The following is a 14,720-nucleotide window of genomic DNA, read 5'->3' as shown; positions in this document are numbered from 1 at the left end:
AAACCAATACTACTGCCTGGATCGATTCAGGTTAAGCCGATGACGAACATATCCCCATTCGCCTTTCAAGACAAAGGTGAGTAGTTTACGTACGCGACAATAACGTTGCCAGAATGACGCGCCCAAAGATGAGGTAAGCATAGGAAGGTACTTTTCCTTCACAAGCTTGTGTTCCTGAAGCCCCACCGTTGCAGCAATCGTCGATGATTTGGCGTCGGGTTGTACCCGAAAACCTCCCCAGAAACCCTTTACATGTTGGAATTGCATGGCGGGCTGCACACCTAACCGGGCCACAATTTCGTAATCAATCACGAATCGTAGGCTTTCATCGAGCAAACCAAACTGTTCCAGCCGGTTACGACGAATAAAAAGCGACTGGTTGAACACCTGCATGCCTTCGTAGAGCTGACATTCGACACAAAACTTTGGAGCCCGCATCTCTTCCAGAATAACGTCAGCTTCGTCGATGATGTACATATCCCCAAAAAAAACATCGGTAGAGGGGGCTTTTCGCCAGGCATCTGCTATATGGCTGAACGCATCTGGCGCAAACACATCATCCGAATTCTGAAAAGCGACATAATCGCCCGTAGCCCGCCGAAAGCCTTTATTGATGGCATCCGTCTGGCCGCCATCTTTTTCGCTTACCCATCCCGCCAGATACGGTTCATATTTTTTGATAATCTCAAGACTCCCATCCGTAGAACCGCCATCCATAATGAAATACTCAAGATTGGGATAGTTTTGGTTCAGTACGCTTACAATCGTCCGTTCGAGATACTGGGCCTGATTAAACGAAGGAGTAACAACTGTCAGTTTGGGATAGGCCTTCGGATCTGCGACGGAACTTGCCTGTGGGCTGTACGGTCGTGTTACAAAGGAATGGAGCGATTTTTTCGTAGAATTCATACTGTCGTTAGCGCAGAGATTGGTAAACCTCCAGCGTTTGCTGAGCAGTTTTGTCACATGAAAAATCACGGAGCCGTTCGGAGCCTTTCCGACGGAGATCGGCAAATAGTGCGTCGTCGGTTACGATACGCTCAATGGCGTCTGCCATCGACTCGTCGTCTTCGGGATCGAAATAGATGGCAGCATCGGCACCTACTTCAGGTAGTGAACTTCGATCACTCAACACCACCGGACATCCAGCACTGTAAGCTTCCAGAACAGGGATGCCAAAGCCTTCATTCAGAGATGGAAAAACGAAAGCGCGTGCGTGCTGGTAAAGCTTCACGAGGCCTTCGTCTGTAAGGGGGCGAAAGTGGACACGCTCACTAAGTTGAGCTGCATGAAATAACGCTTGCTCGTCCTGAGTGAATGAACCACCGCCGGCACAAATGATATGTAGGTCGGGGTACCGGTGTAATACGGGCTGAATAGCTCGGAAAAAACCGTTGAAATTCTTATATAAACCGCGTTTACCAACGTAGAGTAGATAAGGTGCCGACAGAGGAGATGCTTCCTGCTCTGATGGGGCTACATATTCATTCATGGTAGTGCCCAGAAGAACAACTTTTACTTTATCTGGATCAACCGGAAAATACTTTAAGAGATCCTGTTTAGAAAATTCTGAGATACAGATAACGCAATCGGCACGGCGCAGGAGTTGCTTTTTCGTCTCGTAGATACCCTCACCTAATTCTGGATACTGCTGCCCATATCGTTCGCTGGTGGCGTCGAAAAAGGTGAGAACAAAGGGCTTGGTGCCAATGGAGTCCAGAAAATAGCGGTGGTAGTAGGTTGGGTGAAAAATATCAAATTTCCCTGATCGAACACGTTGCAAACTATACAAACGATTCAAGACTGAGGCAATGCGATGGGCATTTCGCATATGGGCAAATCCCGGATAGCGTATATGGTTACTAAACGATGCCTGATTCAGGTATTCATTATTCGATAGCCGTAACGATAACTCAAACTCAATGTCGGACCGTTTGGCAAATGAACGCATCAGTTCAAAAAAATAACGGGAAACACCTCCATAAGGCAGGCCCGTGAACGATTGATGGTCGAAGAGTACTTTCATGAAAGGGAAACCTACAACCCAGTTCGGTTTGTATTTTTCTGAGATAATTTACCGGCAAAAATAGGGCTATTTGCCGATAAATCCTTACTGACTATTGATTATTCGGTTGTTGAACCTTACTTGATAACTGGAATGTACACACGGTCGAGGAAGCGAGTTACGGTTTGCATCGACTGGATTGTCGCATAGCGCCAGCCCCGTACAATTACTGGTTCGGGCTGCTGCCCATAGGTGGGACTAATCGTCTCAAAGGACAATGGCTGGTAACGGACAATAGATTGACGATAAGCGGTTAACAAAGTTGCAATTTCGGGTCGATCTGAAATACGCACACGGGTCTGATGCGAAAAAAAACCTTCGTCTAGGTTCTGTATACCCTTGAAATTGACAAACAGCAATGGCTCATTCTGCCCTATCGGGCCGCTTACTAGCCAGCCGGTGTCCTGAGATCGGATGGTTCGTTCATGCAAATTCCAGAGTGCTACATGCCATCCCGAATTTTTTACAATAACGACACCCCGGAACATGACTGGTACATGCATCAGCCAGAGTTGGTCGAGGCAAAGGCCCTCGCAGAAGTTGATAAAAGCTCGCTCCCGCACCCGATTATCCCACCAGGTAAGCAACTGGGTTGTTTCTGTTGACCGTCGAAAGGCTAAAAAATCGGAACTATACAGACCAATATTCTGAAAGAACTTTTCATCTGGCCATGCCTTATCTGTTGATCCATTCGTTGGACTACGGGTAATAAAGGGCGTTAGCAGAATAGTAGCAGTCTCTAGTAAATCCCAAATTGGAGTAAGGGGACCTAAAAAGTAACTATTGGGATCGGCATATATGAGTTTGTCTGTAGCTGGATATCGACGGAATGCTTCGGCAATGAATAATGGCTTGCAGGCAGCCGCAAACTCGGTCGGTGTATACATCGCCGAGAGGGCAATTACTTGGTCGGCAGGTAATAACTCCCCGATTGGCAGTAGCGGATAAGGCGAGACAAAGCCAGCTGGTAGCTGATTAGGATCATCGACTAAGCCAATCAATATCGGTTCAGATTTACCGGCAGTCGCGAATTGGCTGAGGTTATCACCCAGGGCAAATGCCTGAGGTAGTTGACGGATTGTACAGATCGTTAGTAGCACAGTGGACGCAAAACTACATTATTCGAGTATATCACCCAAAACGGCTAATAAAGGAGCATACCAATTGGCAGCCGCATCGGCATACTTTCGATAATTACCCCGCCATAGATTAGAGAGTACAGGTGCAATTCGTTTCAGTCGATTGTGGGGTAAATTGCTACGCATCGTAAAATGCGCGAGTCGCTGCTCGAGTTGAGATAAGCCTGGTGAATTGGCGGGGACTCGTTTGCTCAATAACTGACTGATTGTTTTTAGCTGAACCTGCTTTTTGAGGAGAGGAGCCAGCTTCCTGGCCCGATGCCTTGTCAACCGATCGCGTAGTCTTATGCGATCTCCCACTGCTTGTTCTCGCACTCCAATCTGCTGCTGCACATGGGTACGATAAAGTTGAAGGGGTTGATCAATAAAACGAATAGCATTTTGCGAAGCAGCTGCTAAGGCAATCCAGCCATCATAGATATAACCTGGTATCTTTTCAGGAATGGGTAATACGATGGGCAGAAATGTTCGACGGAGTACCGTTGCGCAACCCATCATACGATTCCCATCGAGTAGTACGTCCATGGTTTCACCTTCCTGCCAGCGATGCTGCGTTTCTTTATCGAACTGAACCGCTTCCCAGAATCGCTTTTTACGACCTTCCAGATTTTCATCAGTTACCCAGGCATCACAAAAAACAACCTGAATGTCAGGGTTTTGAATCATATACCGGGTCATAGTACTGATTTTCTCCTTCAGCCAGAAGTCATCCTGATCGCAGATGAAAATCAAATCGCCAGTACACGCTGCCAGGGCTCGTTCAAAGTTTTTGTTGTAGCCTAAACGCGTTTGGTTTTCCAGAATGCGCACGGGGAAAGGAGCTTCTGCTGCTAACTTCTCAAGCAAGATACTAGTGCCATCTGTTGAACGATCATCAGAAATAACGACTTCGTTGGGTAACTGTTGCTGCCCAAGTAAACTGTTCCATTGCGTAGCTAAATAGGCTATACCATTATATGTACAAAGGGCAATTGAAACAGTCGGTTGCATAGATGTAGTCATACGGACAGTCATATTTGGTAACCGTATTGGGCGAAAATAGGACGCCAGTATTCTGTTCCATGGATATTCCAGGCATGACAACCGAATGGTAACTGACCTTTATTATAATGCTCGACAGCCCATTTGGGGTAAAATTCAATCGCAAAATGTAAGGCTTTTCGATACTTGGGGATACGTAGTCTTGGCCAGTACCGATTTACTTCAATCCCCCAAAAAACATCTTCGTGGTAATGATACAGTGTAATGGCTTCGTATTCAGCAATTTTTTTCTTAAACGGTTCCAGGCAACGCAGCATGGCTTGTATACGCCGGAGTGAAAAACCACCACACCCAACTCCATTCAGATTGATAATCTCGCGGGGAGTAATACCATCCTCCTTTTTTAGATTAAGCCAGGTAGCTACCTTTTGTTTAATACTAAACCAGAGACGATCTCCTGTTCCGGTAAAATCGCGATCGCGCAACCAGGGCGCACCGATGTAGTCGTAGTTTTGCTGACACCAGTACGCCAGATCGTCCTGAAAAACAAAGGCATCTAATTGGTAAATCAACATGTATTCCTTGTCGGCAAAAGTCTGGTAAAATTCGGCCGACAGCGTAAGTCGATTGTAGCCTTGTATATCAGTAAAGTAGCTGTCGTCGAATGTTCGAGCCTGTAACGTTGGCTCCAGCTCACGGTAAGCAGAGATGTCGAGTGAATGCGGGGTCGCTAACCAGATTGGGTAATTCCCTAATACGCGTAAACATTGAGTAAGCGAAATGCGCTCATACTCTGTAAGCTGCGCTTTATATACTGGTAAAACTATGTTTACACTAACAGAATTAGATAACTTCATACAAGTTTGGGTTGACCTAATCGCTCCTGAACGGCCTTCTGAACCCAGGTATAGGGCAGCTCGGCACATGGGTGACCATAATCGTTCAGAATAGTTATGTCTTCACCTCGTTTGAAACGACCAGAATAAGGCAGGTAATCGACAAAGTCGAACAATTTGCCCAGTAAAATAATCCCCTCTGTATCCATCGCATTCGCCATATGAGCAGGCCCACTGTCGATACCAATAAACAGACGGGCCTGTCGGATAACTTCAGCCGTTTCCAGTAAACTCAGCTGGCCACATAAACTACGGAACTTTGGATGCTCTTCGGTTACAGTCGGGGTTAATCCGACTTCAATAATTGGATAGGGGTAAGTAGCTAATAACCAGTTCACAAGTTTAGTCCAATTAGCGGCAGGCCAGTCGCGCATGACGTGGCTCGATTGGCAGTGGATGACAATCGGACTAGCAGGAATAGCCATGGTCACTATTTTTTGCCGAACAATTTCTGGAATATGCATCTTTGGGTCTGCTGTAAGGGCAGGCAATCCAGCAGCCTGGGAAAACATATACAGCAAGTCGCCCCGATCATAATAATTATCAAATGTCAGGTTGATGCTATCGGCAGTGGGGTTGACAGGATCTTCGAGGCAATATTTACACTTCCGGTGCGAGATATGCATGTTGTATACCTTATCGAAAATGCCAGATCGAAGTAGTCGTACCCGTTCGCCGGGGCACTTCTCAATCAGATAGCCATCCAGATCAGGATGAAATTCTACCAACTCAATGTAAGGCTTGCGGACCATCCAGATAATATAATCATTGGGGTGAAGCCGGCGAACTTCGCGAACAACTGGCTCACAGGCAATAATGTCGCCCATTTGCTCCGAAAGAATAATGACTACCAACTGCCGACTTCCAATTTTCTGTTTGAGCCGACGTAACTGCACATATTTAACGGCAGATGACCAAAACTTCCCTACAATGTGGGTGTATTTATGAAAGCGATATATCCAGAGCGCCCGTAAGCGCGACCAATCAGTCATACTGAACGAGATTCTAACAGCGCAATAACTCGGTTGAACGGTGTTTTAAGCAATTTACGAACTCGAAGATAGCGAAGAATTACGGGTGGCTTAATATAAACGCATGGATATTGCCGATATTGGTCATTATGATTAGCCAACAGCCGCTCGCGGTACAGATCGAACAAGGGTTTTGCATCAGGCCGTTGTTTTTTCTGCTGGGCCGAATCGATAAAGGTATACCTCGTTTGATATTTAGAAATTTCATCTGGCCGCTCGGGATTATAGCCGCTGTAATGAAAAAACTGTAGCGGTTCCGGCAATGTATTATCTACCGGTTTATGAGTGCCTTCATGTGATTTACTTACCAGCCATTGACCGTTTTCATTCTGGGTGAAATAGCGTTCATGCAGATTCCAATAAGCTACATTGTAGCCTAAGTGCATATCAATCAGAACGTTGTCGTAATAAACTGGTGCGAAATTTACCCAATGCTGATCAACAAAAAGTCCTTCGCATAAATCAATTCGACATTCGTAAACCAGTCGATTTTTCCACCAATCAACAAAACTACGGGCAGTGGCATCGTTGCGTAAACCAATAAAGCCTAGATTGAAAATCCCCGTGTTCAGATGGTGTTGCTCATTAGGGCGCTCCCAATCGGGTGTGGGTGAACAGGTATGAGGAGTCAGAACCAGGCTATAGGATTTTAGTGCTTCGTTGAGTTGGTTTAATGGCTGAAAGACAATAATGTCGGGGTCAAAATAGATAACCTCAGTAGCGTTTGGATATGAATTGTAGAAATAGTCGATAAAAAACGGCTTGACTGCCGTATTGAGTTCGGTAATATCGTAGCGGTCACACATGGCCGCAAAGTCAGGAATTCCAATCTTATCCACTTCGAGCATTGAATAAGTTGGGACCAATTCTGCCGGTAAATTGGCTTCACTCAGTTTATCGACCAAACCAATCACATACCTATAATCAGGATTGGTCTGTCGAAGCGAGTCCCCTAAGGTTCGAGCCTGAGCCAGATAATTTATGGAACAGATTGTAAATGCAAGCGTCATAGATCAAATTACGAATTACGCAGTACGTACAGTTAGCATATTCGTAAATCAGGTAAGTTGATTGAACAAAGTTACGAGAGTTTCGACGCTTTGCTGAGCCGGATGGCGTTTCAGGATTTTTTCACTAAGCCGACTTCCTAGTTTATGCCGAAGATCAGGTTGTTGAAGTAAGGCAAGAATTCGGCTACTCATAGCATCCAAATCGAGATAGGGAACGACAAAACCACCATCTGTTTCAACTAGTTCAGGTGAGCCGCCAGCTCCCTCGAAACAAACAACAGGTATGCCGCACAATCCCGCTTCAAATACGACTAAAGGATAAGGATCTTCGCGCGAGCAGAGAACAAACACGTCGAACCGGCTCATATAGCGCAGGACATCGGGCGTGGGCGGAATCAAATGAACCTGATTGGCTAAACCAGCTTTTCGAATGTCCAAAAGCAAATCGTCACGTAACGAACCTGGCGGCATGCCCACCCAGACAAAATGAATGGGTGAAGTCAATGCATGTTCTGTCTGATCAGTACGCCTGATTTCTGCCTCCGCCCGACCAATCACCTGACGGGCCAGTGTAATGAATAAATCATTGCCTTTTCGCCATTCGGCATTTCCGCAGCCCCCAACAACCAGCGCATTATCAGGTAAGTCCAGCGTTGAATAGATACTTGGTTGATCACGTGCCTGTTGCACATTACGGACAAGCGTGGGTGTATCTATAAGTGTATACAGGCTTATGCGGTCTGGATCGAACCCATGTTCAAGCTCATAATAACGTGCCGTAGCTTTCGAAACAGCTAACAAATGAGTTGTTCGGTTTAGAAGATAGGCCAGGTCATCAGGTTGGGAGTAAATCCTGACCGACATTGCCAGCTCATGCACAAAGGTGACAACCGGAATTTTATCAGGGAGAGCTAATTGCCTAAACCAACGACTGGCTGCAATCGTGTTAACCAGCACTAAATCAACAGAGCCCAGGTTCAATTGTTTCCGCATTTCGCGTTGTCGAGCCTGAGTCTGTCGATCATGAAACTGCTGCCAAAGCCCTAGTTTTCCCAGTACTTTATCTGCTAGTGCTCCCACGACGTAGCGTTCGGGTGCAGGCCAGATTGTAACGGGACAAATAGCTTCATAATCCGCCAAGAGTGGGCCTCCTTCGCCAAGCAATAAATGCATTTGCATGCCTTTGGCTTTGAGCAAACGCATGATACTGAGCAAGACAAGTGGCGCCCCGGCGCGATTGGCATCGTGGCCAATTAACAAAATGGTCATTCGTAGTCATTCTTTGTCATGCTTAGTCATTCAACCGTTTGTGGTGACAAAGAACAACCGCCAGAACGGCCTCGCAATGACAATTAATGACGATGAATGACTGAAAATGACAAATTTAATAGGCTTCGTAGCTTGGTTTAGGGAGTTTTTTTGCCGGATTACCCAGATACATACCCCACTCTTCAGTGTCTTTATAAATGGCTGCTGCCATGGCTAAAAGGGTGCCGGTGGCAACGTGGAGATAATCGCGGATGGTGCTGTTGACACCAAAAAAACAGTAGGGTTCAATTACACAATGGCCTGACATAACCACGTGCGATGTAAAGAAAACGTGGTCTTTAATCTGCCCATGATGACCAATGTGATTGCCACTCCAAAGAACAACGTTATTGCCAATAGTGGTAAAAGGCTGAATAGTGTTGTCTTCCAAAATGAAACAGTTTTCGCCAATCTGGTTGCCAAATAGAGTTGCTTTTGAGCTGATGTATGAAATGAATTCATACCCTTTGGCTTTAGCTTCGAGGTAAATTCGTTCGCGATTCCGGTTCATGTTACGACCCGTCATTGGTGCGAAAAACTTGTACTCCTTTGGTGAAAACAGCGTTTCGACGTCCTCAAACGCAACGAGTGGCAATCCCTGAAACTCATTGCCATTCAGGTATTCGCGGCTGACGGTGAAGGCCACAACCTCATGTTCCGAATCGTGCTTAAGGTAGAAATGGGCCAGTTCAGCCGTATCCATTACCCCGAAAATGATAACTTTTGCCATGTTTCTTTGAATGATGAATGATGAAAGATGAATAATAAATGATTTACAGATCCATTCATCAATTATTATTCATATTTCATCATTCAGCGTTTACACCAATTCATATTCTGTCAACATCGTCCTGACAGTGGCGATGTCATTAAACATCAATACATCTATAATTGATAACCAGGGCACGAACTCATTCCGGTTAAACTGAGCGTATTCAATCTTAGTCGATTTAATAAAATTCAATTCGATGCCTGCCTGCGCAAATGTGGGTTTGTCGTAAAGTTCAGTACCACCGATTGGATTGATATAGCGCTGAGCGTTTTCCTGCCGACAAATGTCCAGAATTCGTTCCTGTGCTTTCAAATCCCCATTGGTATAAATCGTAGACGATTGCACTAGCCGGGTTGTCAGACCCAGATATTGGTTCAGTTCAACGAGACTAAAATGCACCAGATCGGCGATTGAATCAGTCGTAAAATTGATGATTTTTTCGGTTAGCGGCATAACCGTTTGATAATAGGGAGCTTTCCGGTATCCCTGCTCAATTGTTTTCAGCAACTTGCTGCGCCACTTTGGTTCGTCGGCCAGGTGAACCTCGTTAATTCGCTTGTTCTGACTTGCATCTTTCAGGGGAACAGTAAAAAGATATTCCTGCCCATTGATAAGCAATCGATTACGATTAACCCAGCCTCGGTTAATAAAAGCCACATCGTCGTACAGCACAAATGTATCAACAGCGTTCATCAGCTGCATGTAGCCAATGTAAGGCAGAAAATAAGGCTGCATGATAGCAAGCGTCATAGGCTCCGTGCTCCTTTTTTTAGTTTTCGTAAATAATAATCTTCTCCCGGTACTATGACAGAAGCCCGCATGGTGGTATCAGTGCCTAAGCGTAAATCTCCCGGTTGGGGCTTAATAACACTTTTATCGAAAAAGAGATAATCGGCCTCTTTCGGAATCGGTTTCAGTCCCTGCTCAAACGGGTTGATTGCAATGAGTCGACGGGATAAATGAGGGCCATAAAGTGGATATTCATAATCGTCGTTAATCGTGGCTAAGGCAACGGTAGCATTTTCGGGAACAAGCTCGTCGAAGCGCTTGTAAGGAACATAGGTATCAGGTCGTCCAAGGGTCATTTGCCGAACTCGATCGGATTGAAATGCCGATGAGAAGGCTTTTCCATCGGGAGCCGTCCAGGCAAATGGTAAAGATCGGGTATTGAGAAATATGGTCAATATAGCTGATAGACAACCCAGTACAGTTATCAACCCAACATAGCTTTTCCAGATAATTCGAGCTGGTCTGGATTCGCTGGGCGTATCGACAGTTGTTCGTGGATGCAGAAATAAAAGTGCTAAAAATGTGATGCCAAATAAGCCAGTTTCGATGAAATAACGGCCTTTGAATGGATCATAGGGTGCCGAGTAGGAGAGGGTTGCAAAATGAAGTAGCAAGGCTATGCCCAGGAAAAGATGAGGTGTTGACCGAACATAGCCAATCAGTACGAGAAGGAGCAACGGAAATACGAGAGCAAAACCAAAGATACCCCAGTATGGATTGGCATTGTAAAAGACAAACTTTCGATCGAAAGCGAAAGGCTGGATCGAGAAATCCGTTTCTTCATCTAGCCGCAGATGCAGCTTATCTTCTACTACCACAAGCGGTTGGCGCATGGCATGATTTACTTCGGCCCCGAGAGCAAGATTCCGAATGCCATCCAGATTAACATGATCGTAACCATAGCGAATCACGTTTCGGCTACCCTGTTCCAGTAGATTGGATAACGAACCTGCCCGCTCAACCGACTGGTGTTTGAGGGCCGTTGGTGGACCAATGGGATGACCAAACACTTCCATATTCTTGAGGTAGCCTGTCGGAAGTGTCCATATACAAACCCCTACTATAATTGCAGCTGCCAGCCGCCAGGTTCGTTCAAACGTAATAACCCAGGACGGGGACAAGAAAACGGTGTAAATCATGATAACAAACACCGAGGGCAATAGTAATGCAAACGTAATCTTATGCCCAAATGCTATTCCGAACGCCATACCGGCTAAATACAGGTAACGACTATCTGGTTTTGGCGGAGTACCAATGGAGCGCGGACCAACGCCGTTTCGATAACTGAAGAGCATATATAACAGCACACTCAGGTAAGCCGTCAGGACAATATCCGTTTCGGTCGTGATCGACTGCATCAAAAAATCAGGTAGCAATGCATAGGCTAAAGCACAAAAGAAACTAGCTGACAGTCGATTCTGCCCAATTCGTTGCACGATCCCAAACACCGCCACGATAGCCGTCCAGTAACTCAGATGATGAATAAACTTGAAGCCATTCTCGAAATGCCCCGTTATCAGAAACGAATAAATCTGAAGTGTACAGACGCTTTTCGGATACGTGTCGATGTTCCAGTTGGTGCCACCAAAATGGCGCATGGTGCCTCGTTGCACATATTGCATAACCCGATTCAGGTGACCGGTCATACTATCCCATTCATTCGGTACGGTAAATAGTACCAGTAGGAAATTCGTAACGGCAATAATAGCCAGTGTTCCGAAGAGAAGCGAAAACAAAAATCGAGAGTAGCCTGATAAACCACTAAACCATTCCCGACCAGTTTGCCATCGTTCCTGGATAAGTAGTATTACCGAAAAACGCTCCTGTTTGACCAGACGACTTAAAACGCCACCGATTATTGTAGCTGTAATAAATACTGAACCTGCCCATACCAGCGTATTTGCCGTTAGGTAAAATGCTGATAAGATAAAGCCTGTCAGAATAACACTTCCTGCTCCCAGAAGAAACGTTGTCAGCCACCACTCGGTTAGTGATCGATGGCTGATGCGCGTCGAGAGCTGACCGACATAAAAAATAAACAGGAAGAGGGAAAGAAGATAAAATAGGGTCATAACGAACAATGTACCGTACAGGTAGCTCAAACACAAACGACCGTCTGGTAAACTCAATCGCTAATTAATTACTTGACTAATAGGCTAGACATCTTCACTGATAGCCACTACAGCTTCATTGACAAGAGTGGCAATCCGGTCGATATCTTCTTCAGCCAAATCAGGATACATGGGCAAACATAGTACTCGGAGCGCTACATCTTCTGATATTGGGCATGGTTGCGCTATTTCTGACTTAAGGGCGAATGGAAGCGTATTCAACGAAGGGTAAAAATACCGGCGAGGTACAATATTCTGGGCTACCAACGTCTCCATCACGCGTAGAAGCGTTTCCTCCGAATCGAATACAACCGGGTAATACGCATAGTTATACGCTACGCCGGGAGTAAGACTCGGACGGGTAATCCGGGTAAAGTCGAGTCGATTATCATAGTAACCGAACCGTAGTTTCCGAGCGGCAATGAGGTCAGGAACTTTCGGCAACACGCACAAACCCATAGCTGCATGGAACTCCGAGTTTTTAGCATTGATCCCTAAGCCGAAATAGGTGTCGTTTTTATGCCCAAACGAGCGATAATGATGTAATTTCTCGGCCAGTGCATCATCATTTGTTACAATACATCCCCCTTCGACTGTATGAAATACTTTCGTGGCGTGGAAGCTGCAGGTGCTGACGTCACCATAGCTGAGAATCGAATTTCCTTTGTAAGTAGCCCCAAATGTATGCGCTGCGTCGTAAATAACTTTCAGATTATATTTCTCCGCTATTGCCTGAATCTGCTCGATCTGGCAGGCATTGCCATATACGTGCGTGGCCATAATAGCCTGCGTATTTTCGGTAATCAGCGATTCGATTTTGGCCGGGTCGATATTGAAATCGTCTGGACGGATGTCCGCAAAAATGGGTGTACAACCTTCCCAGAGTAGCGCATTTGTGGTCGCTACATACGAAAAAGGGGTTGTGATCACCTCTTTTTTTATATCAAGCGCCTTCAGTGCCATTTGAAGAACGATGGTACCATTGGTGCAGAATTTCAAGTGTTTTACCCCAAGGTATTCTTTTAATTGAGCTTCTAATTCGCGCAGCAGCGGGCCGTCGTTAGTTAGATGAACACGTTCCCAGACACCCCTTAAAAGGGTGACATAGTCTTCAAGGTCTGGTAGATATGATTTTGTTACGTTAATCATTAGTAAGGAATCAGTGAATAGCCATCAGTCGATAGTCAACAGTTATCAGTTAGTAAGTGCCAAATAGTCATACAGTTAGCTGATGATTAACTACTGGCAAAGTATGACTATCGACTGATAACTGAACCTGTTTACTAGTCACTGACAACGGGTTCCAGCATTTTGATTTGAAAAGGGAACTGCGGCCGAACGTAGCCTGGCCATTTTCCGTACCAGGCGATTCCTTCGCGATAATCCTCAACATCAAAGGTAATGCCTTCTTCCATAACATAGAGTGGTGTAACCGTATCCTTAACGATCATTATCGAAATGGTATAGGAACCATCGTTCAGGAAATAGCCCGGAATGGTACATTCGGCCGCAATCAGGCCTTTGCCATAGGGTTGCGATTGAGTACCAATGTTAAAAATGCACTCGCCTGTAAGTGAATTAAGGTGTAAGCTTAAATTCAGGTTGGCATGGTCCATTTGATTCCAGAATTCAAACTGAAACTTCATCGAAGTCCGGACGTCGATGTGGGTCAGGTTATCCTGATAGTCTGGAATCAATTCAATCCGGCGAACACGCACCAGATCATTTCCTGGCGCTTCTTCAGGTGTATCCCATTGACGGAGCAGGCGCGTTTTAGAAACCTTACTCAGGTAAGAAGCAATAACCTGATTCGTCTCACCTTGCTCAATCAAACGCCCTTTTTCAAAATAAAATGTCTTGTTGCAGAGCGCTTGTACGGCAGTTAGGTTATGACTAACAAAGATGACAGTTCGGCCGCTAGCGGAGTTATCCCGCATTTTACCGAGGCTTTTTTTCTGAAACTCTGCATCACCCACGGCCAGCACTTCATCCACAATCATAATTTCAGGATCAAGGTGGGCAGATATAGCAAACCCCAGCCGAACATACATACCAGATGAATAACGTTTGACGGGTGTGTCCAGAAATTTTTCAACCCCGGCGAAGGCAACAATTTCGTCGAACTGCTTCCTGATTTCGCTGCGGCTCATGCCCAGCAATGAACCATTCAGAAAGATGTTTTCCCGGCCCGTTAGTTCTGGGTGAAAACCCGTTCCTACTTCCAGCAAACTGGCTACCCGCCCCCGAATACGCACTGTGCCAGTGGTCGGTTGGATAATTTTGCTCAGAATTTTGAGCATCGTCGATTTTCCGGCGCCATTATGCCCAACGAGCCCGACTCGATCACCCTGTTCAATCGAAAAATTTACGTCACGTAATGCCCAAAACTCCTCGTGGGTGACGGAATTCTTTGCCTTTTTGCCAAACATCGACCGGAAATTTTCCGTCAGGACATCGCGTAACGTATTGGCACCCTTGCCCTTTTGATGGTCAATGATGTATTGCTTACTTATATTTTCGACAGTGATAACAGACATGGTTCAGTCGGTAAGTCAGTAAGTTAGTAAGTTGATAAGTAGATGGAGCCATAGCATGCGTCAGCCACTTATCAACTTACT

General features: G+C 45.6%; 13 protein-coding genes. All 13 read right to left on the bottom strand.

What is annotated here, in order from left to right:
- Positions 1–9: 9 nt before the first annotated feature.
- Positions 10–909 (bottom strand): glycosyltransferase family 2 protein, encoded by a 900-nt coding sequence (locus GO755_RS08800; protein ID WP_157584386.1) that lies wholly within the window; start codon positions 907–909, stop codon positions 10–12.
- Between the two features lie 7 nt (positions 910–916).
- Positions 917–2,026 carry a glycosyltransferase family 4 protein gene (locus GO755_RS08795; protein ID WP_157584385.1) on the bottom strand — a complete coding sequence of 370 codons (1,110 nt, stop codon included), beginning with the start codon at positions 2,024–2,026 and terminating at the stop codon, positions 917–919.
- Positions 2,027–2,142: 116 nt separating this feature from the next.
- A complete protein-coding gene (locus GO755_RS08790; protein ID WP_317165819.1) occupies positions 2,143–3,165 on the bottom strand; it encodes a hypothetical protein in 1,023 nt (340 codons plus the stop codon).
- An 18-nt stretch (positions 3,166–3,183) separates the two neighbouring features.
- Complete coding sequence (locus GO755_RS08785) at positions 3,184–4,194, bottom strand: glycosyltransferase (RefSeq protein ID WP_227686897.1); 1,011 nt, start codon at positions 4,192–4,194, stop codon at positions 3,184–3,186.
- Between the two features lie 20 nt (positions 4,195–4,214).
- Entirely contained in the window at positions 4,215–5,042 is an 828-nt protein-coding gene (locus GO755_RS08780) for a DUF5672 family protein (RefSeq protein ID WP_157584383.1), read from the bottom strand.
- Positions 5,039–6,073 (bottom strand): glycosyltransferase family 9 protein, encoded by a 1,035-nt coding sequence (locus GO755_RS08775; RefSeq protein ID WP_157584382.1) that lies wholly within the window; start codon positions 6,071–6,073, stop codon positions 5,039–5,041. The genes GO755_RS08780 and GO755_RS08775 overlap by 4 nt, the downstream gene beginning before the upstream one ends.
- Positions 6,070–7,122: a glycosyltransferase family protein gene (locus GO755_RS08770; protein ID WP_157584381.1), complete on the bottom strand. Its 1,053-nt coding sequence runs from the start codon at positions 7,120–7,122 to the stop codon at positions 6,070–6,072. The genes GO755_RS08775 and GO755_RS08770 overlap by 4 nt, the downstream gene beginning before the upstream one ends.
- 48 nt (positions 7,123–7,170) lie before the next feature.
- Positions 7,171–8,391, bottom strand: coding sequence for a glycosyltransferase family 4 protein (locus GO755_RS08765; protein ID WP_157584380.1), 1,221 nt, complete (start codon positions 8,389–8,391; stop codon positions 7,171–7,173).
- Between the two features lie 115 nt (positions 8,392–8,506).
- Entirely contained in the window at positions 8,507–9,160 is a 654-nt protein-coding gene (locus GO755_RS08760; protein WP_157584379.1) for an acetyltransferase, read from the bottom strand.
- A gap of 90 nt (positions 9,161–9,250) precedes the next feature.
- The gene (locus GO755_RS08755; RefSeq protein ID WP_157584378.1) at positions 9,251–9,952 is read right to left on the bottom strand and encodes a WbqC family protein; all 702 of its coding nucleotides are present in this window, start codon (positions 9,950–9,952) and stop codon (positions 9,251–9,253) included.
- Complete coding sequence (locus tag GO755_RS08750; RefSeq protein WP_157584377.1) at positions 9,949–12,063, bottom strand: ArnT family glycosyltransferase; 2,115 nt, start codon at positions 12,061–12,063, stop codon at positions 9,949–9,951. The genes GO755_RS08755 and GO755_RS08750 overlap by 4 nt, the downstream gene beginning before the upstream one ends.
- Positions 12,064–12,147: 84 nt before the next feature.
- Positions 12,148–13,251 carry a DegT/DnrJ/EryC1/StrS family aminotransferase gene (locus tag GO755_RS08745; protein WP_157584376.1) on the bottom strand — a complete coding sequence of 368 codons (1,104 nt, stop codon included), beginning with the start codon at positions 13,249–13,251 and terminating at the stop codon, positions 12,148–12,150.
- 134 nt (positions 13,252–13,385) lie between these two features.
- The gene (locus tag GO755_RS08740) at positions 13,386–14,639 is read right to left on the bottom strand and encodes an ABC transporter ATP-binding protein (RefSeq protein WP_157584375.1); all 1,254 of its coding nucleotides are present in this window, start codon (positions 14,637–14,639) and stop codon (positions 13,386–13,388) included.
- Between the last annotated feature and the right edge of the window lie 81 nt (positions 14,640–14,720).

This window comes from Spirosoma arboris (assembly GCF_009754945.1).
GTDB lineage: Bacteria > Bacteroidota > Bacteroidia > Cytophagales > Spirosomataceae > Spirosoma > Spirosoma arboris.
The sequence above is the reverse complement of the archived record's forward strand: the minus strand, read 5'-3'. Positions and strand labels throughout refer to the sequence as shown.